The organism is Streptomyces sp. NPDC003943 (genome assembly GCF_053605265.1).
The window spans coordinates 14,141-36,259 of sequence record NZ_JBSGIW010000076.1 but is presented as its reverse complement, the minus strand read 5'-3'; the positions used below and the strand labels follow the sequence as shown (position 1 = coordinate 36,259).

The following is a 22,119-nucleotide window of genomic DNA, read 5'->3' as shown; positions in this document are numbered from 1 at the left end:
CCTGGGAGCAGCGCTCTTGCCCGAGAGCAGTGCTCTCTGCCCCGTCAGTAGCGAACGCCGTCACCGCGATCCCCCGGTGCCGCCCGCTTTGTGGACGACGTACCTCCACGTCCCCATTCCGGGCTGTGCCACGGTCGCCGACGGCCGATCCGTGAAGGAGCACGCCCATGTCGATGATCCGTGACCTGCGCGCCGCCGTCCGTCCGTCCCTGCGGCACTCCCTCCGCAAGCCCGTCGTCGCCACCCCGTACGACCCCACCCGCGACCCCGCCGCCCCCACCGCCGTCGTCGACTGCGCCGTCTACCGCGACGGCCGCCGGGTCGACGACCGCGCCTGCCTGACGCCGCGCGGCGCGATGCGCCAGGTGCGGGAGCGCGGCGGCTTCGCGTGGATCGGTCTGCACGAGCCGACCGAGGCCGAATTCGCCGGTATCGCGGCCGAGTTCGGGCTGCACCCGCTCGCCGTCGAGGACGCCGTCCACGCCCACCAGCGGCCCAAGCTGGAGCGGTACGACGACACCCTCTTCACCGTCTTCAAGACGATCCACTACGTCGAGCACGCCGAACTCACCGCAACCAGCGAGGTCGTGGAGACCGGCGAGGTGATGGTGTTCACCGGCCCCGACTTCGTCATCACCGTCCGGCACGGCGGCCAGGGCTCGCTGCGCAACCTGCGCCACCGCCTCCAGGGCGAGCCCGAGCTGCTCGCCAAGGGCCCGTCCGCGGTGCTGCACGCCATCGCCGACCACGTCGTCGACGGCTACATCGCGGTCGCGGACGCCGTCGAGCTCGACATCGACCAGATCGAGATCGACGTCTTCTCGCCGCCGGCCAAGGGCTCCACGCGCGGCGCCGACACCGGCCGGATCTACCAGCTCAAGCGCGAGGTGCTGGAGTTCAAGCGGGCCGTCACGCCGCTGATGCGCCCGATGCAGCTGCTCAGCGAGCGCCCGATGCGGCTCGTCGACCCGGACATCCAGAAGTACTTCCGGGACGTCGCCGACCACCTCGCCCGCGTCCAGGAGCAGGTCGTCGGCTTCGACGAACTGCTGAACTCGATCCTCCAGGCCAACCTGGCGCAGGCGCAGGTCGCCCAGAACGAGGACATGCGCAAGATCACCTCGTGGGCGGCGATCGTGGCCGTCCCGACGGCGGTCTGCGGCGTGTACGGGATGAACTTCGACCACATGCCGGAGCTGCACTGGAAGTACGGCTACCCGATGGTCCTCGCGGGCATCGCGGTCGCCTGTCTGGCCATCCACCGCACGCTCAAGCGCAACGGCTGGCTGTAGCACCGGCGGCGCTCGGTAGGCTGCGGGCATGACAGACGCGCTGCTCGGGTCCGCCCTCGTCGAGGAGGCCACCAAGAAGTCCGGCCTCATCTGGGTGCGGGGCGAGGCCCCGGCCGCCCGCGCGCTCTGGCACGTGTGGCACGACGGCGCCGCCCTGGTCGTCGGCGACGGCCCCGGCGAGCAGCCGCTGCCGGGCCTGGTCGACGGCGGGAGCGCCGAGGTCACCGTCCGCAGCAAGGACAAGGGCGGCCGGATCGTCGGCTGGACCGCCGCCGTGCGCGAGATCGCGCCCGGTACGGAGGAGTGGGACGCCGCCGTCGCCGAGCTCAAGGGCAAGCGGCTGAACGCGCCCGACGGCGAGGCCATGCCGGAGCGCTGGGCGCGCGAGTGCCGGGTGGTGCGGCTCGACCCGCGCGCCTCGACGACCGACCTGCCGGACGGCTCGCTCGCCGCCGTACCGCTGCCGTCGGACGCGACCACGCGGCGGGCGGTGCCGGCGGCGCTGCCGAAGCTCCTGTTCCGCCGGAAGAAGCGCCGCTGAGCAGGGGCGCCGGGGGGGCGGCTACGTACGGGGCAGCCGGTTGCCGTAGTCGACGGTCTGGCCCTTCGCGGGCGCGGCCAGCGGGAAGTCCTTGTCCCACTCGGACAGCATCACCACGCCCGCGCCGCCGCCGCGCGCGAAGCGCACCGGGTACGGGGTGCCGTCCAGGGAGACGTCGAGGGAGCCGCCGTCGCCGCTCTCGCCGCCCTTGATGTTGATCGTGCGAGTGTCGCCGATCTTGCCGTGGTCGCCCTTGACCAGGTCGCCGTGCAGCCCGATCAGCCCGTCGAGCAGCACGCCCATGTCGGTGAAGCCGCGGAGCTGCTTGTACGCGGGGTCGTTCTGCGGCACCTTCACGTACTTGTCGTCGAGCTTGTCGGCCGCTTCGGATCCGGTGTCCGAAGCGGAACCGGAACCCGAACCGGAACCAGAGCCGGAACCGGAGCCGGAGTGCGTCGACGAGTCGCTCGACGACTCCTCGTGCGACCAGAAACCGGCGTCCGCCTTCAGATAGAGCGCGTCCCCGACCCGCAGCACCTCGAAGGTGCTGTTCTTCGTCGTCACCGAGCCCGAGGCGCCGTCCTGCTTCAGGCGCATGTTCAGCTTGAACGTGCCGCCCTTGCTGACCAGCGTGCCCGAGAGACGTACCGCCTTCGCCGCGCCGGCCGCCGACCGGGCCTGCTGCTCGATGGCCGGCGCGGCCAGCTTGCCCACGCCGTTGGTGCCCTCGTCCGGGTCGGCGGCGCAGGCGGTGAGGGCCGTCGCGAGACCGATGCAGAGGGCCAGCGGCAGAGCGGCCCGGCGGATGCGCGGGGACGGGCGGAGAGCGGTCACCTGGGCGCCTCTCTGGTCGGTGTGGGGGGACGGGGCCGGCGGCGAAACCGGAGGCCGGTGGGGACGGCAGACGGCAGCGTACCCGGGCCGGATGACGCGCCTGCGGGCAGCCGCCCGCGGGCCAGCCGTACGGGCGGCCCTGACGGAGCGGCCCCGGGCGGCACCGGCTAGCCTGAAGCCGGTGAATCCGGCAAGTTCGGAGAATCCCCGACAATCGGCAAGGACAGACGGCGACCGACGGCGACCGACGGCAGAACGAATCGGATCGCGCGGCACGGAGGAGGCGCGTGGCATGGCGGCAGGCGCCCCCCGCATCTTCGTCTCCCATCTCGCCGGGGTCCCGGTCTTCGACCCCGTCGGCGACCAGGTCGGCCGGGTCAGCGACCTGGTGGCGATGCTGCGCGTGGGCCGGCGCCCGCCCCGGCTGCTCGGCATGGTCGTCGAGGTGCTCTCCCGGCGCCGCGTCTTCGTGCCCATGACCCGGATCAGCGGCCTCGCCTCGGGGCAGGTCATCACCACCGGCGTGGTCAACATGCGGCGCTTCGAGCAGCGCCCCACCGAGCGGCTCGTGCTCGGCGAGCTGCTCGACCGGCGGGTGCGGCTCGTGGAGCCCGACGGCTCGGAGGGCGAGGAGGTCACCGTCCTCGACGTCGCCATCCAGCAGCTGCCGGCCCGCCGCGACTGGGAGATCGACAAGGTCTTCGTGCGGCGCGGCAAGGGCGGGGCGCTGCGCCGCAAGGGCGAGACGCTGACCGTCGACTGGTCGGCCGTCACCGGCTTCTCCCTGGAGGAGCACGGGCAGGGCGCCGAGAACCTGGTCGCCACCTTCGAGAAGCTGCGCCCCGCCGACCTGGCCAACGTGCTGCACCACCTCTCCCCCAAGCGCCGCGCCGAGGTCGCCGCCGCCCTCGACGACGACCGGCTCGCGGACGTCCTGGAGGAGCTGCCCGAGGACGACCAGATCGAGATCCTCGGCAAGCTGAAGGAGGAGCGGGCCGCCGACGTCCTGGAGGCGATGGACCCGGACGACGCGGCCGACCTGCTCTCCGAGCTGCCGGAGGAGGACAAGGAGCGGCTGCTCACGCTGATGCAGCCGGACGAGGCGGCCGACGTGCGGCGGCTGATGTCGTACGAGGAGCGGACCGCGGGCGGTCTGATGACGACGGAGCCGATCGTGCTGCGCCCGGACGCCACGGTCGCCGACGCGCTCGCCCGGGTGCGTCTGCAGGACCTGTCGCCGGCGCTCGCCGCGCAGGTGTACGTGTGCCGGCCGCCGGACGAGACGCCGACGGGCAAGTACCTGGGCACGGTGCACTTCCAGCGGCTGCTGCGGGACCCGCCGTTCACGCTGGTCGGCGGGATGGTCGACAGCGATCTGCCGCCGCTCGGACCGGACACCCCGCTGCCGGCGGTGACCAGCTATTTCGCCGCGTACAACCTGGTCGCGGCGCCGGTGGTGGACGAGAGCGGTTCGCTGCTCGGGGCGGTGACGGTGGACGACGTCCTCGACCACCTGCTGCCGGACGACTGGCGGGAGACGGAGTTCCACGAGGAGGGGGTGCGCCGTGGCTGAGCGCGCACAGGAGCGCGAGCGGGAGCGGGAACGGGAGCGGCAGCTGCCCCGGATCCGGCTCGACCAGCCGCGCGTGCGGCGGCCCCGGTTCCTGCCCGAGTACGACCCCGAGGCCTTCGGGCGCCTGTCGGAGCGCATCGCCCGCTTCCTGGGGACGGGGCGGTTCATCGTCTGGATGACGGTGATCATCATCGCCTGGGTGGTGTGGAACATCTCCGCCCCGGACGCGCTGCGCTTCGACAACTACCCGTTCATCTTCCTGACCCTGATGCTGTCGCTGCAGGCCTCGTACGCGGCCCCGCTGATCCTGCTCGCGCAGAACCGGCAGGACGACCGGGACCGGGTCAACCTCGAACAGGACCGCAAGCAGAACGAGCGCTCGATCGCGGACACCGAGTACCTGACCCGGGAGATCGCCGCGCTGCGGATGGGCCTCGGCGAGGTCGCGACCCGGGACTGGATGCGCTCCGAGCTCCAGGACCTGCTCAAGGAGCTTGAGGAGCGGCGGGATCTATTCCCGGACGGCGGTCCGCACCGGAGTGACGTACCCGACCGTTGACAGGGCTTTCATCAGCCGGTGGTCGTCGCCGTACCATCTCTCTATGGCTACGGAAGACGCGGTGCGCGAAGCACTGTCGACGGTGAACGACCCCGAGATCAACAAACCGATCACCGAGCTCGGCATGGTGAAGTCGGTGGAGATCGGTGACGACGGCAAGGTCGCCGTGACGGTCTACCTCACCGTCTCCGGCTGCCCGATGCGCGAGACCATCACCCAGCGCGTGACGGACGCCGTCGCCCGGGTCGAGGGAGTCACCGGCGTCGACGTCTCCCTGGACGTCATGAGCGACGAACAGCGCAAGGAGCTGGCGTCGGCGCTGCGCGGCACCACCGCCGAGCGCGAGGTGCCCTTCGCCAAGCCCGGCTCGCTGACCCGGGTCTACGCGGTGGCCTCCGGCAAGGGCGGCGTCGGCAAGTCCTCGGTGACGGTCAACCTGGCGGCGGCGATGGCGGCCGACGGGCTGAAGGTCGGCGTGGTGGACGCCGACATCTACGGCCACAGCGTGCCGCGCATGCTGGGCGTGGACGGCAAGCCCACCCAGGTCGAGAACATGATCATGCCGCCGTCGGCGAACGGCGTGAAGGTCATCTCCATCGGCATGTTCACCCCCGGCAACGCGCCGGTCGTGTGGCGCGGCCCGATGCTGCACCGCGCGCTCCAGCAGTTCCTCGCCGACGTGTACTGGGGCGACCTGGACGTCCTGCTGCTCGACCTGCCCCCGGGCACCGGCGACATCGCGATCTCCGTCGCGCAGCTGGTCCCGAACGCGGAGATCCTGGTCGTCACCACCCCGCAGCAGGCGGCGGCCGAGGTCGCCGAGCGGGCCGGTTCGATCGCCGTGCAGACCCACCAGAAGATCGTCGGCGTCGTCGAGAACATGTCGGGCCTGCCGTGCCCGCACTGCGACGAGATGGTCGACGTCTTCGGCACGGGCGGCGGCCAGAAGGTCGCCGACGGCCTCTCCCGCACCACCGGCACGAGCGTCCCGGTGCTCGGCTCCATCCCGATCGACGTCCGCCTCCGCGAGGGCGGCGACGAGGGCAAGCCGGTCGTCCTGGCCGACCCCGACTCCCCGGCGGGCGCGGCCCTGCGCACCATCGCCGGCAAGCTCGGCGGCCGCCAGCGCGGCCTCTCCGGCATGAGCCTGGGCCTGACCCCGCGGAACAAGTTCTGATTCGAGCTCTACGAGCGAAGGGCGCCCCGCACGACTGCGGGGCGCCCTTCGTCGTACTCGCCGCGGTCACGCGTAGAGACTCAGGTCCTTCACCTGCGCGAACGCCAGCCCGTACGCGCTCATCCCCCGCCCGTACGCCCCGATGTGCACCCCCGGCGCCGACCCCGCAAGCACCCATCCGAACTCGGACTCGCGGTAGTGGAACGGCACCGGCACCCCGTCCACCGGCAGCGACAGGGTGGACCACTCCGGTCCTTCGAGGTCGTCGGCGAGCTCGAAGGCCGTCTCGGTCTGCTGGTCCAGCCAGTTGTCGCGCCGGGCGTGGTCGAGCTGGGCGGGCCAGGTGTGGGCCAGCAGGCCCGAGCCGGCCAGCCAGGCGGCCGACGACACCGTGGTGGCGTCCAGGACGCCCGTGCCGTCGCCGCTGCGGCGTACGGGGTTGGCGGCGACCGTCACGACGATCGCGAACCGCTCCTTCTCCGCGCCGCCCGCCTCGGACTTTATCGACGGCTCGTCACCGTGGCCCATGGAGCCGTGCTGCACGGTGCCGTCCGCCGCCGTGCCGATCTGCATCAGCCGGCGCGGCCCGGTGAACGCCTCGTCGAGCCCGTACCAGGCGAAGGGTGCGCGCAGAAAGCCGTCGGCTTCCACCCGACTCGTCGTCTTCATCTCCGCCGCCTCCTGTTTCGTCAACAGAGGGAGGATAGCCACCTATGCGGAGTGGTTCGGTGACAGGACGTCGTCAGGTGGCGTCCGAGTCGTACGGCGGGCGCTCGGGAGTGTCCGGCTTGTCCTGCTTCTTCAGCAGGTCGGGCGAGCCGTTGACCCTCGTGGGGACCGCAGGCGGAGTGGACGTCTCCCGGCCGTGCACCGCGTCCGCGACCTCGTTCATCTCCTTGCGGAGGTCGAAGGTCGAGCGCAGCTCGTTGAGGTCCTTCAGGTCGCCGTTCTCGGCGAGCTGCTTGCGGATGAAGTTCTTGGGGTTCAGGTCCTCGAACTCGAAGTCCTTGAACTCCGGGCCCAGCTCGCTGCGGATGTCCGCCTTGGCGTTGTCGGAGAACTCGCGGACCTTGCGGATGAAGCGCGAGACGTCCTGGATCACCTTCGGCAGCTTGTCCGGGCCGAAGATGAGCACGGCGAGCACCACGAGCGTCACCAGCTCGAGTGCGCCTATGTCGCTGAACACCCTGTAGCTCCTTCTCGCCGGTCCCGGGCGGCCCGCTCCACGGTACCCGCCCAAACTGTCGGGCGGGTACGGGGTGGTGTCCTCCACATGGACGCTTGGCCAGGTCCTAGGCTCCCGTTGACGAGCCCAGGGTCAAGGTCTTTGTCTGCTCTTTGCCGTCGCGGGTCAGGGTCAGCCGCAGCGTGTCCCCGGGGCGGTGGGAGCGGATCTTCACGATCAACTCCTCGCCGCTGTGCACGCGCTGGCCGTCGACCTTGGTGATGACGTCGCCGGGCCGGATGCCGGCCTTGTCGGCGGGGCCGCCGGGGGTGACGGACGAGGCGCCGCCCTTGGCCTTGTCGCCGACCCGGGCGCCGTCGCCGTTGTAGCGCATGTCGAGGCTCACACCGATGACCGGGTGGGTGGCCTTGCCGGTGTTGATCAGCTCCTCGGCGACCCGCTTGCCCTGGTTGATGGGTATCGCGAAGCCGAGGCCGATGGAGCCGGCCTGACCGCCGCCGCCCTCGCCGCCGGAGCCGTTGCCGGCCGCGCGGATGGCGCTGTTGATGCCGATGACCTCGGCGTTGGTGTCGACGAGCGGGCCGCCGGAGTTGCCCGGGTTGATCGGCGCGTCGGTCTGCAGCGCGTCGACGTAGCTGACGTCGCTGCCGTCGCCCTTCTCGCCGCCCGCGGTGATCGGGCGCTCCTTGGCGCTGATGATGCCGGAGGTGACCGTGTTGGACAGGTCGAAGGGGGCCCCGATGGCGACGACCGGGTCGCCGACGCGGACGTTCTCGGAGTTGCCGAGCGGCAGCGGCTTGAGGCCGGAGACGCCGGACACCTGGATCACGGCGAGGTCGTAGCCGGTGTCACGGCCGATGAGCTTCGCGGCGGCGGACTCGCCGTTGCTGAAGGTGACGGAGATCTCGCCGGAGGAGGCGGCCGCGTCGACGACGTGGTTGTTGGTGAGGATGTGGCCGCTGGTGTCGAGCACGAAGCCGGTGCCGGTGCCCGAGGAGCCGCTGCCGCTCACGTGGATGGTGACGACGCTGGGCAGCGCCCTGGCGGCGATCCCGGCGACGCTGTCGGGGGCGCGGCCGATGTCCTTGGCGTCGGCCTGCGGCAGCTCGACGGTGGTGAGCCCGCCGTGCCGCTCGATGTACGCGCCGACGCCGCCGCCGATGACGCCGGTGACCAGCGCGAACGCCAGCGCTCCGGCGAGCGCGAGACCGCGCCGCGGCTTCCGCGGCGGCTTGCTGCCCTCGGCCGGTACGAGGGGCTGCGCGCCCCACGGGTCGTACGCGGGCGCGGTGGGCGGCACGGGCGCCGCCACCGGCGCCGGGGGCGGCACGGGCCGCTGGACGGGCGGCGCGGGCGCCCAGGGCCCCGGCTCGCCGTACGGCGGCGTCGCGTACGGGTCGGGCGCGTGCAGGGGCGCCTGGGGCGTGGGTGCCTCGGGTGCCGTCTGCGGGGTTTCGGGTGTCTGCGGTGCCGCGGCTACGGGCGCGGGCGCGGGTGGCGCCGCTTCCGCGACGGACGCGACGGCCGGGGGCTCGGCTGCGACGGCCGGGGCCTCGGCCGCGACGACCGGGGGCTCGGGCGCGACCGCGGTCTCCGCGGGCTTCGACTCCGTCACCTCCGCCGGTGCCGACACCGGCGCCGCCAGTGTGAAGTCGCTGTCGTCCGCCGCCGGCTCAGGGGGTCCGGCGGGCGTGTCGGCGGGCGTCCTGGTGGACGTGGTCGACGGCCGGCTCCACCATGTCGGCTTCCCGTTCTTCATGCTCTCCCCGCAACAGATGACCTGTCCGCGCCGCCCGGATCGTCGGGCGGCGCGCCCCTGCCCCAGGATTCAACCAGGTCGCCGGTCAGCGGTGGGAGGGGCCGGGGGCAGGGGTGGCGGTCGGGGAGGGCGCGGGCGCGTAGGCGAGCCGCAGGGCCGGGTTCACCGAGCGGGTGAACGGGGACAGTTCGAGCCGGGCGGGGACGACCGTCGGCGCCGAGGGCGTCGGCGTCTGGTCGGCCCGGCGCGAGCCGGACGCGAAGGTCGCGGGCGCGCGCAGCGGTGTCACGTTGCTGCCGGTGCCCTGGCCGCCGCGTGCGTCGAGGGGCAGGGAGCCGCTCAGCGCGATCGCCGCGAACGAGACGGCGCTGGCCGCCGCGAAGGCGAAGCGCCGGCCGCGTCCGGAGGAGCGGTCGGCGATCCCGACCCCGTGGATGCGGAATCCGGTGTCGGGGGTGATGCGGGGCGCCGTGGCGAAGCCGTCGGCGCGGAGGCCGCCGGCGCGCAGGAGGTCGTCGAAGGGACCCCCCTGGTCATTCGGTCCCCCCGGCAGCCCCTGGAGGCGTGCCAACAGCCCCTCCGAGGGCGGAGGGGGCGCGGCGGACGCGAAGACGCTCTTCAGGCTGCGCTGGGCGTCGGCCTCGGCCTTGCACTTCGGACAGGTCGCCAGATGGGCGAGGACCCGCTCGCGGGCGTCATGGCCGAGCTCGCCGTCGACGAGCGCGGCGAGCCGGTCCCCGAGGTGGTGCTCCGCGGGGGTCGGTGACGGACTGGTGCCACTCACGCCGTTCCCGCCTCCCAGCCCACGGCGGCGAGGGCCCGCTCCGCGCGCGCCTCGGGCGAGCGGTGCTTGAGCGCCTTGCGCAGGTGGGAGCGGCCGCGGTGGATGCGGCTGCGGACGGTGCCGAGCTTCACGCCGAGGGTCGCGGCGATCTCCTCGTACGACAGTCCCTCGATGTCGCAGAGCACGACCGCGGCACGGAACTCGGGCGCGAGGGTGTCGAGGGCCTGCTGGACGTCGGCGTCGAAGTGCGTGTCGTTGAACGCCTGCTGGGGGGACGGCTCGCGGCTGGGCAGCCGCTCGGCGGCGTCGTCGGCGAGCGCGTCGAAGCGGATGCGCTGCTTGCGGCGCACCATGTCCAGGAACAGGTTCGTGGTGATGCGGTGCAGCCAGCCCTCGAAGGTGCCCGGCGTGTAGGACGACAGCGAGCGGAAGACCCGGACGAAGACCTCCTGGGTCAGGTCCTCGGCGTCGTGCTGATTGCCCGTCAGGCGGTAGGCGAGGCGGTAGACACGACCGCTGTGGGTGCTGACGATCTCCTCCCAGCTGGGCGGAGTCCACGCCTGCGAATCCGCGTCCGGAGCGAAGGTCGCGGTGGTGGGAGCGGAGTCGGCGATGCGGGAACGGTCAGCTGTGTCAGTCACGGATTTCGGCTCACCCGCCGATCCGAGAAGGCGCCGAAGCACCCTTCTCCGATCCACAGGCGCAGCCGCACCTCCCCTGTCGGCTCTGGTGGTGTCCAGTGGAGCCCCTACCATAGCCACCTCGCCCGTTAGCTCCGGATAAGAATCTTTACGCGAATTTGGGGCCGGCTCGGGCCGGCGTCCTGCTCGCTTCCTGTCCGTATGAACGCGCGGTCCCATCTGCGGGTTCCCGCGTCCAGCGGATACAGTCGACGCCTGCGTCAACTACGGGACAGCCACGGGAACAAGGAGAGGGCCATTTCCGCCAACCGGCAGACGAGCCTGGCGTTCGCCGACGCCTTTGTCGCCGAGGACGAAGCGCTGCGCTGGGCCCGTGACCGGGCCCGTGAGGCGGGGCTGCCCTCGGTGTCGCCGGGCACCGGTGCCGCGCTGCGCCTGCTGGCCGCGACGGCGGACGCGAAGGCGGTGGCGGAGATCGGTACGGGCACGGGCGTGTCCGGGATCTATCTGCTGCTCGGGATGCGTCCGGACGGGGTCCTGACCACCGTGGACATGGAGCCGGAGCGGCAGGCGCACGCGAAGGCGGCGTTCCGCGCGGCGGGTTTCGCCGGGAACCGGGCCCGGTTCATCCCGGGCCGGGCGCTGGAGGTACTGCCCCGGCTCGCGGACGGCGGATACGACCTGGTCTTCTGCGACGGCGACCGCCTGGAGCTCCTGGACTACCTCGCTGAATCGTTGCGCCTGCTCCGGCCCGGCGGTCTGGTCTGCTTCGAGGGCGTCTTCGCCGACGGCCGCACGGTCGACTCTGCGGCCCAGCCGGCCGAGGTGCAGCGGATACGGGAGCTGCTGCGGACGGTACGGGAGAGCCGGGAGCTGCTGCCGACGCTGCTGCCGGTGGGCGACGGCCTGCTGTGCGCGGTGCGCCGGGGCGCGTAGGGCCCGGCCCCGTACCGCTCGTACCGCCCCGGATTCAGGAGAACCACCCCCCGGAGGCGTACGCCCCGGAAGCGACCCCCGAAACACCGCTGCCCCGGTGCGGTGGGTACCGTACCGGGGCAGAAGCGGAAATTCGCGACAGACGCGTCCTTAGCCGACGACGTCCTTCAGGGCGTCGCCGAGCGCCTTCGCCTCGTCCGGGGTCAGCTCGACGACGAGCCGGCCGCCGCCTTCGAGCGGAACGCGCATGACGATGCCCCGCCCCTCCTTGGTCACCTCGAGCGGGCCGTCACCCGTCCGCGGCTTCATGGCCGCCATGCTCGTTCCCCTTCCTGAAACCAGCTCATCGTCAGCATCGAACACGATTGCTTCCAGGTCATTATCCCGCATCAGAGGACCCGATGACCAACATCAGGTGGCATCGCTTCCGCAACGCGCTTTCACAAAGCCGCACATTTCGCCGATCCACCTGCGATACTTCGCCGCGCCCGGTCGGCGTTCGGACGGCGATTCTTTGACGCAGCTCACATGTGCGGTGGGGGTGATCTCCGCCATGCTGAGGGGTCAGACGAAGCGAAGACGCGAAGGGAAGCCTCGATGGCCGACACGGTCCTCTACGACGTGAGCGACGGGCTCGCCACGATCACGCTCAACCGCCCCGAGGCCATGAACGCGCTCAATGTGGCGGCCAAGGTCGCCCTGCGCGACGCGGCGGAGGCGGCGGCCGCCGACCCGGCCGTCCGGGCGGTGCTGCTCACGGCGGCCGGCGACCGCGCGTTCTGCGTGGGCCAGGACCTGAAGGAACACGTCGGGCTGCTCCAGCAGGACCAGGAGGCCGGCACCACGCACACGATGAACACGGTCCGCGACCACTACAACCCGATCGTGCGAGCCCTCACCGGAATGGCCAAGCCGGTCGTCGCGGGTGTGAACGGCGTGGCCGCCGGAGCCGGCTTCGGGTTCGCGCTCGCCGCGGACTACCGCGTGGTCGCCGAGACCGCCTCCTTCAGCACCGCCTTCGCCGGCGTGGCGCTCACCGCCGACTCCGGCATGTCCTGGACGCTCCCCCGGCTCGTCGGCCACAGCCGCGCCTCCGACCTGCTGCTCTTCCCGCGCACGATCAGCGCCCAGGAGGCGTACGAGCTGGGCATCGTCAACAAGCTCGTACCGGCCGAGGCGCTCGCCGAGGAGGCCGCGAAGGTCGCCCGCAGGCTCGCCGCGGGCCCGACGGTGGCCTACGCGGCCCTGAAGGAGTCCCTCGCCTACGGCGCGGACCGCTCGCTGTCCGAGGCCCTCGACAAGGAGGACGAACTCCAGACGAAGGCCGGCGCGTCGGAGGACCACCGGATCGCGGTGCAGGCCTTCATCGCCAAGGAGAAGCCGAAGTACCTGGGGCGCTGAGCCCCGCGGGCCCGGGCCCCCGGCCCGCTAGCTCCGGCCGCGCGCGATGCAGCCGGTGACGTGGTCGTCGACCAGGCCGCACGCCTGCATCAGCGCGTACGCCGTCGTCGGGCCGATGAAGCGCAGGCCGCGCTTCTTGAGGTCCTTGGACAGGGCCGTCGACTCGTCCGTCACCGCCGGCACGTCGCCGGTCGTGAGCGGCGCCGGGCGGGTCGCCGGATCCGGCGCGTACGACCAGATCAGCGCGTCCAGCTCGCCGGGGGCCCACCCGGCGAGCACCTTGGCGTTGGCCATGGTGGCGTCGATCTTGGCGCGGTTGCGGATGATGCCCTCGTCGGCCAGGAGCCGCTCGCGGTCGGCGTCGGTGAAGCCGGCCACGTCGGCGATCCGGAAGCCGGAGAACGCCTTCCGGAAGCCCTCGCGGCGGCGCAGGATCGTGATCCAGGACAGGCCGGACTGGAACGCCTCCAGGCACAGCCGCTCGAACAGCGCGTCGTCGCCGTGGACCGGGCGGCCCCACTCCTCGTCGTGGTACGCCACGTAGTCCTCGGCCGACAGGCCCCAGGGGCAGCGCAGCCGCCCGTCCGGGCCGGCGACGGCCCGGCCCACGGTCTCGACGACGGTCTGCCCGCCTGTGGTCACGTCGCTCATGCCTCGTCCTCCTCGCCGCGCTCGCCCCGCTCGCCGCCGGACCGGGCGGTGGCGAGTGCCGCCTCCAGGTCCGCGATCCGGGAGTCCCGCTCCGCCAGCTCGGCGCCGAGCCGGTCGAGGACGTCGTCCACGTCCGTCATCCGGTAGCCACGCGCCGAGACCGGCAGCCGCAGCGCCTCGACATCGGCCTGGTCGACCGGCCGCGTCGCGGGCAGCGGGTCCACCAGCTGCTCGGGGGCCACCTCGGGCAGCACCTCGCTCTCGCCGCCGCCGACCACCGCCAGAGTGACCGCCGCGACGACCACGACCATCGTGATCAGCAGAAACCAGAACACGTGCGCGCCCTTCCCCGTCAGCTTCCCGGTCGTTCCCGCCCTTGGAAAACGTCCCGTGCCGATCGTGCCATGCGCCACCGACAGTTAGGGTCGCAGACGATGCCGGCGACCGGCCGCGAGGGAGGACATAAGGGATGCTGCGCTTGGGACGGCGGGAATTCGGACCCCACGAGCCGGTGATCATGGCGATCGTGAACCGGACTCCGGACTCCTTCTACGACCAGGGGGCCACCTTCCAGGACGAGCCGGCGCTCGCCCGGGTCGAGCAGGCCGTGGCCGAGGGCGCGGCGATCATCGACATCGGCGGGGTCAAGGCGGGCCCCGGCGAGGAGGTCACCGCCGCGGAGGAGGCCCGCCGCACGGTCGGCTTCGTCGCCGAGGTGCGGCGCCGCCACCCCGACGTCGTCATCAGCGTCGACACCTGGCGCGCGGACGTCGGCGAGGCGGTCTGCGAGGCCGGCGCGGACCTGCTGAACGACGCGTGGGGCGGGGTCGACCCGCGGCTCGCCGAGGTCGCCGCGAAGTACGGCGCGGGGCTCGTCTGCACCCACGCGGGCGGTGTCGAGCCGCGGACCCGGCCGCACCGGGTCGAGTACGAGGACGTGATGGCCGACATCCTGCGGGTGACCGTCGGCCTCGCGGAGCGCGCGCTGGCGCTCGGCGTGCGGCGCGACGGGATCATGATCGACCCCGGTCACGACTTCGGGAAGAACACCCGGCACAGCCTGGAGGCGACCCGGCGGCTCGGGGAGATGGCCGAGACGGGCTGGCCGGTCCTGGTGTCGCTGTCCAACAAGGACTTCGTGGGCGAGACGCTGGACCGGCCGGTGAAGGAGCGGGTGCTGGGCACGCTGGCGACGACGGCGGTGTCGGCGTGGCTGGGGGCGCGGGTGTACCGGGTGCACGAGGTCGCGGAGACGAAGCAGGTGCTGGACATGGTGGCGTCCATCGCGGGCCACCGGGCGCCGGCTGTGGCGCGACGCGGGCTGGCGTAAGCCGGGCGGGGGCCGGCGTAAGACGGGCGTGGGGCGGCCGACGTAGGGCGGGCGCGACGCGGGCCGGCTGGGGCGGGGCGGGGGGCGGCGTGAGGCAGGGCGGGGGCGCCACAGGCGGACGCCCCCGGCACGGCCTTCGGCCTAGCGGCCGACCTCCTTCGACACCAGCGCGACCGCCTCGTCCACGTCGTCCGTCACGTGGAAGAGCAGCAGGTCGTGCTCCGACGCCTTGCCGCCCGCGACGACCGAGTCGCGGAGCCAGTCGACGAGGCCCTTCCAGTACTCCGAGCCGAACAGGACGATCGGGAAGCGGGTGACCTTCCGGGTCTGGACGAGGGTCAGGGCCTCGAAGAGCTCGTCGAGGGTGCCGAGGCCGCCCGGGAGGACGACGAAGCCCTGCGCGTACTTCACGAACATCGTCTTGCGGACGAAGAAGTAGCGGAAGTTCACGCCGATGTCGACGTGCGGGTTGAGGCCCTGCTCGAAGGGGAGCTCGATGCCGAGGCCGACCGAGATGCCCTTGGCGTCCCTGGCGCCCTTGTTCGCCGCCTCCATGGCGCCCGGGCCGCCGCCCGTGATCACCGCGAAGCCCGCCTCGACGAGCGCGCGGCCGAGCCGTACGCCCGCCTCGTACTCGGGCGTGCCCGGCTTCGTACGGGCCGATCCGAAGACGCTGATCGCGCTCGGCAGTTCGGCGAGCGCTCCGAAGCCCTCCACGAACTCGGACTGGATGCGCATGACCCGCCAGGGGTCGGTGTGCACCCACTCCGAGTCGCCCTCGGTGTCGAGCAGACGCTGGTCGGTGGTGCCGGGCTGGACCTGGTCACGGCGCCTGACCACCGGTCCGAGACGCTGCTCCTCCAGCTTCTTCGGCTCATCGGGTACACCCATGGTCCGCTCCTTTCACCGTTCTCTGATCTTCCCGGTCAGGGTAGGACCACAGAGGTGAAGAAAAGCGAAATTACCGGAATCGCTCAGTGGAGATCCGTGAGCCACTCGCGCAGCCGCGCCTCGCAGTGGTGGATCCGGTCGACGTGCACGTGCTCGTCCCGCTTGTGCGCGAAGAACGGGTCGCCGGGGCCGTAATTGACCGCCGGGACGCCGAGCGCGCTGAAGCGGGCGACGTCGGTCCAGCCGAACTTGGGGTGGGCGGCGCCGCCGACCGCCTTCATGAAGGCCGCGGCGGCGGGGTGGGACAGGCCGGGCAGGGCGCCGGGGCTCTCGTCGTCGACGATCATCTCCGCGACGCCGCAGTCGGCGAACACCTCCTGGACGTGGGCCAGGGCCTCGGCCGGGGAGAGGTCGGGGGCGTAGCGGTAGTTGACGGTGACGACGCACTCGTCGGGGATGACGTTGGTCGCGACGCCGCCCTCGATGCCGACCGCGTTGAGGCCCTCGTGGTACTCGAGGCCGTCGATGACCGGCTTGCGCGGCTCGTACGCGGCGAGGCGGTCGAGGATGGGGGCGGCGGCGTGGATGGCGTTGGAGCCCATCCAGGAGCGCGCGGAGTGGGCGCGCTCGCCGGCCGTGCGCAGCTTGACGCGGAGGGTGCCCTGGCAGCCGCCCTCGACCTGGCCGTCGGAGGGTTCGAGGAGCACGGCGAAGTCGCCCGCGAGCCACTCCGGGTGGGCGTCGGCGATCTTGCCGAGGCCGTTGAGGTGGGCGGCGACCTCCTCGTTGTCGTAGAAGACGAAGGTGAGGTCGCGGTTGGGCGCGGGCACGGTGGCGGCGATCCGCAGCTGCACGGCGACGCCCGACTTCATGTCGGTGGTGCCGCAGCCCCACAGGATGCCGTCCTCGTCGAGGCGCGAGGGCACGTTGTCGGCGATCGGCACGGTGTCGATGTGGCCGGCGAGGAGGACCCGCTCCTCGCGGCCCAGGTTGGTGCGGGCGACGACGTTGTTGCCGTAGCGGTCGACGGTGAGGTGCGGCAGTTCGCGCAGGGCCTGCTCGATCGCGTCGGCGAGCGGCTTCTCGGTTCCGCTCACGGACGGGAAGTCGACCAGGGCCGCGGTGAGCGCGGCGCCGTCCAGCGCGAGGTCCAGCGGACGGCCTTCGGGGGTCTGGTGAGAAGCGGTGTCAGCCATGTGCCGACCCTAACCCGGCCTCCAGTACGGTGGGGCGCGTGTCCGAGCCCCGCCGTGTCCCCGCTCCCGCCCGCCGCGGCCGCGCCGCCCGGTTCGTGGCGGCGTTCTCCGTGCTCCTCGGCCTGGTCGCCTACGTGACAGTGCACTACGTCACGGGCAGCAAGGGCGCGCCGCGCTGCCGGGTCGGAACCGGGGCGAACGAGTACGAGTTCACCCCGGAGCAGGCGTCCAACGCGGCGACGATCGCCGCCGTCGGCACGAGCCGCGGCCTGCCGGAGCGCGCGGTGACGATCGCGCTCGCGACCGCGATCCAGGAGTCGGGGCTGCGCAACATCCAGCACGGCGACCGCGACTCCCTCGGGCTGTTCCAGCAGCGGCCCTCGCAGGGCTGGGGCGATCCGGAGCAGATCCTCGACCCGGTGTACTCGTCCACGAAGTTCTACGAGGGCCTGGAGAAGGTGCCGGGCTACTCGCGGCTGCCGCTGACGGTGGCGGCGCAGAAGGTCCAGCGCAGCGGCTACCCGCAGGCGTACGCGAAGCACGAGCCGGACGCCACGCTCCTCGCCGCCGCCCTGACCGGCCACGCGCCCGCCTCGCTCAGCTGCACGGCCGACACCAGGGAGGGCAGGCCGGGCGATCCCGCACGGGTCCGGGACGAGGTCGTCAGGGCCTTCGGCAAGGAGACCGCCCCCAGGCCCGCCCCGGCGGCCGGCGGCGCGGCCGGGGCGAACGCGGCGGCGCCGGCCGCCGAGCTCGCGCTGCCGGTGCGCGAGTCCCGCGGCCCGCGCGAGCAGCGCGGCTGGGAGCTGGCGCAGTGGGCGGTGGCCCGGGCCGGCGAGCTGCGCATAGCGGAGGTCGCCTACGGGGACCGGGTGTGGGTCGCGGACGACTCGTCGGGCGAGTGGGGTCCGGCGGACGGGGACGGCGTCCGGGGGACGGACGGCTCGTCGGTACGGCTGCGGCTGACGACGGGCTAACGCCCCGGGGCCGTACGGGCATCGCGGTACGGGCATCGCCGTACGAGCGTCGCGGTACGGGCATGCCACACAGGCACCCCCGTACCGGCATCCCCGTACAGGCAACCCCTGGCATCGCCGTACGGCCGAGACGGCACCGAGCAGTCGTACGGACTGTCCCTCGAAGGTGTCATGCGCCCTCGGCGGCGACAGGCCGGCCGAGCAGGCTTCCGGCCGGCTGTCATGTCACGGCAACGCCCTTGGCGCGCAAGGGGAGTGACGGTTCGGCACGCGTGGGGCAACTGAACCGTTCGTCCGGTTTCCTCCCCGCCCGACAATACGACGCATTACCCAGTCTTTGCCTTCGGCGTCCGCAACCTCCCCCGCCCCGGGGCCGGTTGTCACCGCGTACACGTCCTCTCCGTCGAAGGAGCACCATGTCCCTCCCCCTGACCCGTCGGATCGCCCAGGCCGCCCTGCTCGTCGCGGCCGGAGCAGCCCCCGTGGTCGCGGCGGCCGGCTCCGCGTGCGCCGCGGACCAGTCGCTCGCGCCGACCGGCGCCCTGACGGGTCTGACCTCCCTGGACAAGGCCGGTGCCGAGGGTGCCCTCGGCACCGCGACCGGTGTCGCGAACAAGGTCCCGGCCGCGCAGAAGCTGACCGGCGGCAACACCGCCGACGAGGCGACGAACACCGTCGGCCAGACCACGGGCGCCGTCACCGAGCAGGCCGAGGCCCCCACGGGCGGCGCGCTCGGCAAGCTGCCGACCGGCCAGCTGATGGGCGGCCTGCCGATCGGCGGCTGACCCCCGGTCGCGGCGCGGCAGACGGGAGGGCCCGGGGAGCACACGCTCCCCGGGCCCTCCCGTACGCGCGGGACCTAGCCCAGGCGCTTGACGGCGGCCTCGACCCGCTCGTCGGTCGCCGTGAAGGCCACCCGCACGAAGCGCTCGCCGGCCTCGCCGTAGAAGTCGCCGGGCGCCACCAGGATGCCCTTCTCGGCCAGGTGGGCCACGGTGTCCCAGCAGGGCTCGTCGCGGGTCGCCCACAGGTAGAGGCTGGCCTCGCTGTGCTCGATCCGGAAGCCGTGGGCCTCCAGGGCCGTGCGCAGGGCGGCGCGCCGGGCCGCGTACCGCTCGCGCTGCTCGGCCACGTGCGCGTCGTCGCCGAGCGCGGCGACGGTGGCGGCCTGGACGGGCGCGGCGGTCATCATGCCGCCGTGCTTGCGGATCTGCAGCAGCTCGCCGAGGACGGCGGCGTCACCGGCGATGAAGGCGGCGCGGTAGCCGGCCAGGTTGGAGCGCTTGGAGAGCGAGTGGACGGCGACGATCCCCTCGTACGAGCCGCCGCTGACGTCCGGGTGCAGGACGGAGACGGGGTCGGCCTCCCAGCCCAGCTCCAGGTAGCACTCGTCGGAGAAGACCAGCACGCCGTGCTCGCGCGCCCAGGCGACGATCCGGGTCAGCTCGTCCTTGCCGAGGACCTTGCCGGTCGGGTTGGACGGGGAGTTGAGCCACAGCAGCTTCAGGCCGGCCGGGTCGAGCTCGGTAGGGTCGTCGTAGACGACGGGCTCGGCGCCGCAGAGGCGGGCGCCGACCTCGTACGTCGGGTAGGCGAGCCGCGGGTAGGCGACCCGGTCCCCCGCGCCGAGGCCGAGCTGGGTCGGCAGCCAGGCCACCAGCTCCTTGGAGCCGACGACCGGCAGCACGTTCTCGTGGGCGAAGCCGACGGCGCCGAGGCGCCGCTCGCACCAGCCGGTGAGCGCGTCCCGCAGCTCCTTGGTGCCCCACACCGTGGGATAGCCCGGCGAGTCCGCGGCCGCGACCAGGGCCTCCCGGATCAGCGCGGGGACCGGGTCGACCGGCGTCCCCACGGACAGGTCCACGATGCCGTCCGGGTGGGCGGACGCGGTCGCCTTGTAGGGCTCCAGCTTGTCCCAGGGGAAGACGGGCAGACGCGAAGAGACGGGGGCGCTCACGGTGGGGCTCACTTCCTCGTACGTACGGATAACGCAACGGTCCCGTACAGCGGCGGCGACGCCGTACGGGACCGAGGGTGGATGATCGTCCGATCAGCCGTTCTGCGGCGGCAGGGCGGCGATGAAGGGGTGGTCGCGCTCGATCAGCCCGAGCTTGGAGGCACCACCGGGCGAACCGAGCTCGTCGAAGAACTCGACGTTCGCCTTGTAGTAGTCCTTCCACTCCTCCGGGGTGTCGTCCTCGTAGAAGATCGCCTCCACCGGACAGACCGGCTCACAGGCCCCACAGTCGACGCACTCGTCCGGGTGGATGTACAAGGACCGCTGGCCCTCGTAGATGCAGTCGACGGGGCACTCCTCGATGCACGCCTTGTCCTTGACGTCGACACAAGGCTGCGCGATGACGTAGGTCACGCTGTCGTTCCTCCTCGATAGGGCTGGTCTGCGCGGGAGCGCGGTGTCGTCGATGCCCGCCCCTAGTATCTCCGTTCTTGGGGACGATCCGAACAGGAGGGGCTGAGAAGCTGTGGAATTCACCGATGGCGGACGCCTCGAAGTGCGCATTACCGCCGCTGACGTGGGGAAACGTGTCTCAGTTCGGTACGTGACGGAGTCGTCCGCGCCGGGGGAGCGATTCACCGACGCGGTCGGTGTTCTCACATCATGGGACGAGGGTGTGCTGCTGATCACACGCCGGACCGGGCAGACCGTCCGGATCGCGGAATCCGCCCTCGCCGCAGGCAAGGTCGTCCCCGCCGCCCCGGCCCGCCGCCGCGGCCCCGCCGCCGGCTTCCCCGAGCTCGCCCGGGCCGCCGCGCGCGCCTGGCAGCCCCTGGAGAGCGAGCCGCTCGGCGAGTGGACGCTGCGTGCCGCGGGAGGATTCACCCGGCGGGCCAACTCGGTCCTGCCGCTCGGCGACCCCGGCATGCCGCTGGACGCCGCGCTGACCCGCGTACGGGAGTGGTACGCGGCCCGGGACCTGCCCCCGTACATCCAGACCGCGACCGGCGCGGAGGGCACCCAGGAGGTGCTCGGCGCCGAGCTGGACCGGCGCGGCTGGGTCCGCGAGGTCTCGGCGGAGCTGCGGACCGCGGCGCTCGCGCCGATCGGCGACCTCGACGCCGACGCGTCCGCGGTGGCGGAGGTCCGGCTGTCCCGCTCGGTCGACGAGCAGTGGCTGCGGCGCTACCAGCGCTTCGGCGAGCCCGGCCCGCACGTCCTGAAGGTGCTCGGCAGCGGTCCGAGCGTGTGGTTCGCGTCCGTGCCGGGCACGGGAGACATACCGGCCGCGATCGGGCGCTGCGTCGTGGACGGACGCTGGGCCGGTTTCATGGCGGTCGAGGTCGACCCGGAGCAGCGGCGGCGCGGGCTCGCGACGGCCGTCATGACCGCGCTCGCCCGCCGGGCCCTGGACGAGGGCGCCTCGGCGGCCTGGCTCCAGGTGGAGTCGGACAACGACGGCGCGCGGGCGCTGTACGACGGGATGGGCTTCACCGTGCACCACCACTACCACCACTACCGCGGGACCGGGACCGAGGCGTGACCGACGCAGGCGCCGGGGGCGAGGACGCGGGCGGATTCGACGGGACCGCCGGCGAAGCGAGCGGGCCCGACTGGCGGCGCGAGTTCGCGGAGGAGGCCAGGTCCGAGCGGCCCGACCTCGCCCGCCTCTGCCTGCTCGTCGGCGCGGTCGCCGACCCCGCGGTGACGCAGGCGGACCTGGACCTGGCCGAGATCGAACTCGACCGGCTCGCCGGGCTCGTCCCGTACGGGACCCGGGGCGCCGACGCGTGGATCGCGGCCCTCGGCGAGCTGCTCGGCCACCGGGAGGGCTTCCAGGGCGTGACCGCCGACTACCAGCGCCTGGAGTCCTCGCTCCTGCACGAGGTGCTGAGGCGGCGGCGCGGCCTGCCGATCCTGCTCTCCGTGGTGTGGCTGGAGGTCGCCCGGCGGGCCGGGGCGCCGGTGTACGGGCTCGGGCTGCCCGGCCACTTCGTCGTCGGCTTCGGCGACCCGGCCGAGCTCCACCTCGCCGACCCGTTCACGGGCGGCCGTCCCATGACCGCCACCGACGCCGAGCTCCTCGTCGCGAGCGCCACCGGCGAGGCCCTGGACCCGACGATGCTGCGGCCCGCGACGGCCCCCGCGATCGTGCTCCGCATCCTCAACAACATCCGCGCCTGGGCCGCCGCCCGCCCGGAGCGCTCCGACGTCGCCCTCTGGGCCGTCGAGCTCTCCCTCCTCCTCCCCTCCCACCCGGCCCGCCTCCGCTACGAACGGGCCGAACTCCTCGTCCAGCGGGGCGACTTCCTGACGGGCGCGGCGGAGATGGAGGCGTACGCGACGGTGATGGACGCGGTCGAGCCGAGCGCGGCGGAGACGATCAGGCAGCGGGCGAAGGCGGCGCGGGCGCGGCTGAACTGAGCCGCGCCGG

At 72.8% G+C, this 22,119-nt stretch carries 25 protein-coding genes; 12 read left to right on the top strand and 13 right to left on the bottom strand.

Annotated features, from left to right (window positions below):
• Nucleotides 1-167: 167 nt before the first annotated feature.
• Nucleotides 168-1,292 (top strand): magnesium and cobalt transport protein CorA, encoded by a 1,125-nt coding sequence (locus tag ACWEV0_RS26920; protein WP_453152077.1) that lies wholly within the window; start codon nucleotides 168-170, stop codon nucleotides 1,290-1,292.
• 28 nt (nucleotides 1,293-1,320) lie between these two features.
• A complete protein-coding gene (locus tag ACWEV0_RS26915) occupies nucleotides 1,321-1,833 on the top strand; it encodes a hypothetical protein (RefSeq protein ID WP_453152076.1) in 513 nt (170 codons plus the stop codon).
• A gap of 21 nt (nucleotides 1,834-1,854) precedes the next feature.
• On the opposite strand, the gene ACWEV0_RS26910 is transcribed toward ACWEV0_RS26915, so the two are convergent.
• Entirely contained in the window at nucleotides 1,855-2,667 is an 813-nt protein-coding gene (locus tag ACWEV0_RS26910; protein ID WP_453152075.1) for a hypothetical protein, read from the bottom strand.
• A 292-nt stretch (nucleotides 2,668-2,959) separates the two neighbouring features.
• Here ACWEV0_RS26910 and ACWEV0_RS26905 point away from each other — a divergent pair, with 292 nt between their 5' ends.
• Genes ACWEV0_RS26905 through ACWEV0_RS26895 form a run of 3 tightly spaced genes read left to right on the top strand, consistent with a single transcriptional unit; the run spans nucleotide 2,960 to nucleotide 5,976 of the window.
• Nucleotides 2,960-4,240, top strand: coding sequence for a magnesium transporter MgtE N-terminal domain-containing protein (locus ACWEV0_RS26905; protein ID WP_453152074.1), 1,281 nt, complete (start codon nucleotides 2,960-2,962; stop codon nucleotides 4,238-4,240).
• Nucleotides 4,233-4,799: a DUF1003 domain-containing protein gene (locus ACWEV0_RS26900; RefSeq protein WP_453152073.1), complete on the top strand. Its 567-nt coding sequence runs from the start codon at nucleotides 4,233-4,235 to the stop codon at nucleotides 4,797-4,799. Before ACWEV0_RS26905 ends, ACWEV0_RS26900 begins: the two co-directional genes overlap by 8 nt.
• Nucleotides 4,800-4,842: 43 nt before the next feature.
• Nucleotides 4,843-5,976 carry an Mrp/NBP35 family ATP-binding protein gene (locus ACWEV0_RS26895; RefSeq protein ID WP_453152072.1) on the top strand — a complete coding sequence of 378 codons (1,134 nt, stop codon included), beginning with the start codon at nucleotides 4,843-4,845 and terminating at the stop codon, nucleotides 5,974-5,976.
• A gap of 66 nt (nucleotides 5,977-6,042) precedes the next feature.
• Here the strand turns inward: ACWEV0_RS26895 and ACWEV0_RS26890 are convergent, their stop codons facing one another.
• The 5 genes from ACWEV0_RS26890 to sigE all read right to left on the bottom strand — a co-directional run bounded on the left by ACWEV0_RS26890 (nucleotide 6,043) and on the right by sigE (nucleotide 10,460).
• On the bottom strand, nucleotides 6,043-6,645 hold the full coding sequence (locus tag ACWEV0_RS26890) for a hypothetical protein (RefSeq protein WP_453152086.1): 603 nt from the start codon (nucleotides 6,643-6,645) through the stop codon (nucleotides 6,043-6,045).
• 73 nt (nucleotides 6,646-6,718) lie between these two features.
• Nucleotides 6,719-7,162 carry a sec-independent translocase gene (locus ACWEV0_RS26885; protein ID WP_453152071.1) on the bottom strand — a complete coding sequence of 148 codons (444 nt, stop codon included), beginning with the start codon at nucleotides 7,160-7,162 and terminating at the stop codon, nucleotides 6,719-6,721.
• A gap of 106 nt (nucleotides 7,163-7,268) precedes the next feature.
• Nucleotides 7,269-8,921, bottom strand: coding sequence for a S1C family serine protease (locus ACWEV0_RS26880; RefSeq protein ID WP_453152070.1), 1,653 nt, complete (start codon nucleotides 8,919-8,921; stop codon nucleotides 7,269-7,271).
• Nucleotides 8,922-9,006: 85 nt separating this feature from the next.
• Nucleotides 9,007-9,705 (bottom strand): anti-sigma factor family protein, encoded by a 699-nt coding sequence (locus ACWEV0_RS26875; protein ID WP_453152069.1) that lies wholly within the window; start codon nucleotides 9,703-9,705, stop codon nucleotides 9,007-9,009.
• Nucleotides 9,702-10,460, bottom strand: a complete 759-nt coding sequence (sigE, locus tag ACWEV0_RS26870) for an RNA polymerase sigma factor SigE (protein WP_453152068.1) — start codon at nucleotides 10,458-10,460, stop codon at nucleotides 9,702-9,704. Before sigE ends, ACWEV0_RS26875 begins: the two co-directional genes overlap by 4 nt.
• A gap of 141 nt (nucleotides 10,461-10,601) precedes the next feature.
• Between sigE and ACWEV0_RS26865 the strand changes: the two genes are divergently transcribed.
• Nucleotides 10,602-11,282, top strand: coding sequence for an O-methyltransferase (locus ACWEV0_RS26865; RefSeq protein ID WP_453152085.1), 681 nt, complete (start codon nucleotides 10,602-10,604; stop codon nucleotides 11,280-11,282).
• Between the two features lie 150 nt (nucleotides 11,283-11,432).
• On the opposite strand, the gene ACWEV0_RS26860 is transcribed toward ACWEV0_RS26865, so the two are convergent.
• Nucleotides 11,433-11,600, bottom strand: coding sequence for a DUF3117 domain-containing protein (locus tag ACWEV0_RS26860; RefSeq protein ID WP_205628308.1), 168 nt, complete (start codon nucleotides 11,598-11,600; stop codon nucleotides 11,433-11,435).
• A 279-nt stretch (nucleotides 11,601-11,879) separates the two neighbouring features.
• Between ACWEV0_RS26860 and chcB the strand changes: the two genes are divergently transcribed.
• The gene (gene chcB, locus ACWEV0_RS26855; RefSeq protein WP_453152067.1) at nucleotides 11,880-12,683 is read left to right on the top strand and encodes a 2-cyclohexenylcarbonyl CoA isomerase; all 804 of its coding nucleotides are present in this window, start codon (nucleotides 11,880-11,882) and stop codon (nucleotides 12,681-12,683) included.
• A gap of 27 nt (nucleotides 12,684-12,710) precedes the next feature.
• On the opposite strand, the gene ACWEV0_RS26850 is transcribed toward chcB, so the two are convergent.
• Both ACWEV0_RS26850 and ACWEV0_RS26845 read right to left on the bottom strand, forming a co-directional pair.
• Nucleotides 12,711-13,334, bottom strand: coding sequence for a DNA-3-methyladenine glycosylase I (locus ACWEV0_RS26850; protein ID WP_453152066.1), 624 nt, complete (start codon nucleotides 13,332-13,334; stop codon nucleotides 12,711-12,713).
• A complete protein-coding gene (locus tag ACWEV0_RS26845; protein WP_453152065.1) occupies nucleotides 13,331-13,669 on the bottom strand; it encodes a DivIVA domain-containing protein in 339 nt (112 codons plus the stop codon). The genes ACWEV0_RS26850 and ACWEV0_RS26845 overlap by 4 nt, the downstream gene beginning before the upstream one ends.
• Nucleotides 13,670-13,803: 134 nt before the next feature.
• On the opposite strand from ACWEV0_RS26845, the gene folP reads away from it, so the two are divergent.
• Nucleotides 13,804-14,664: a dihydropteroate synthase gene (folP, locus tag ACWEV0_RS26840; protein ID WP_453152064.1), complete on the top strand. Its 861-nt coding sequence runs from the start codon at nucleotides 13,804-13,806 to the stop codon at nucleotides 14,662-14,664.
• A 141-nt stretch (nucleotides 14,665-14,805) separates the two neighbouring features.
• On the opposite strand, the gene ACWEV0_RS26835 is transcribed toward folP, so the two are convergent.
• Nucleotides 14,806-15,555 (bottom strand): LOG family protein, encoded by a 750-nt coding sequence (locus ACWEV0_RS26835; protein WP_453152062.1) that lies wholly within the window; start codon nucleotides 15,553-15,555, stop codon nucleotides 14,806-14,808.
• A gap of 83 nt (nucleotides 15,556-15,638) precedes the next feature.
• Complete coding sequence (gene dapE, locus ACWEV0_RS26830) at nucleotides 15,639-16,751, bottom strand: succinyl-diaminopimelate desuccinylase (RefSeq protein WP_453152061.1); 1,113 nt, start codon at nucleotides 16,749-16,751, stop codon at nucleotides 15,639-15,641.
• A 29-nt stretch (nucleotides 16,752-16,780) separates the two neighbouring features.
• Between dapE and ACWEV0_RS26825 the strand changes: the two genes are divergently transcribed.
• Entirely contained in the window at nucleotides 16,781-17,728 is a 948-nt protein-coding gene (locus ACWEV0_RS26825; RefSeq protein ID WP_453152060.1) for a hypothetical protein, read from the top strand.
• A gap of 416 nt (nucleotides 17,729-18,144) precedes the next feature.
• Entirely contained in the window at nucleotides 18,145-18,513 is a 369-nt protein-coding gene (locus ACWEV0_RS26820) for an ATP-binding protein (protein ID WP_453152059.1), read from the top strand.
• Nucleotides 18,514-18,587: 74 nt separating this feature from the next.
• Here the strand turns inward: ACWEV0_RS26820 and ACWEV0_RS26815 are convergent, their stop codons facing one another.
• The gene (locus ACWEV0_RS26815) at nucleotides 18,588-19,697 is read right to left on the bottom strand and encodes a bifunctional succinyldiaminopimelate transaminase/glutamate-prephenate aminotransferase (protein WP_453152058.1); all 1,110 of its coding nucleotides are present in this window, start codon (nucleotides 19,695-19,697) and stop codon (nucleotides 18,588-18,590) included.
• 81 nt (nucleotides 19,698-19,778) lie between these two features.
• The gene (fdxA, locus tag ACWEV0_RS26810) at nucleotides 19,779-20,099 is read right to left on the bottom strand and encodes a ferredoxin (RefSeq protein WP_010474859.1); all 321 of its coding nucleotides are present in this window, start codon (nucleotides 20,097-20,099) and stop codon (nucleotides 19,779-19,781) included.
• A gap of 112 nt (nucleotides 20,100-20,211) precedes the next feature.
• Between fdxA and ACWEV0_RS26805 the strand changes: the two genes are divergently transcribed.
• Both ACWEV0_RS26805 and ACWEV0_RS26800 read left to right on the top strand, forming a co-directional pair.
• Complete coding sequence (locus ACWEV0_RS26805; protein WP_453152056.1) at nucleotides 20,212-21,228, top strand: GNAT family N-acetyltransferase; 1,017 nt, start codon at nucleotides 20,212-20,214, stop codon at nucleotides 21,226-21,228.
• Entirely contained in the window at nucleotides 21,225-22,109 is an 885-nt protein-coding gene (locus ACWEV0_RS26800; protein ID WP_453152055.1) for a transglutaminase family protein, read from the top strand. The genes ACWEV0_RS26805 and ACWEV0_RS26800 overlap by 4 nt, the downstream gene beginning before the upstream one ends.
• Nucleotides 22,110-22,119: the final 10 nt, after the last annotated feature.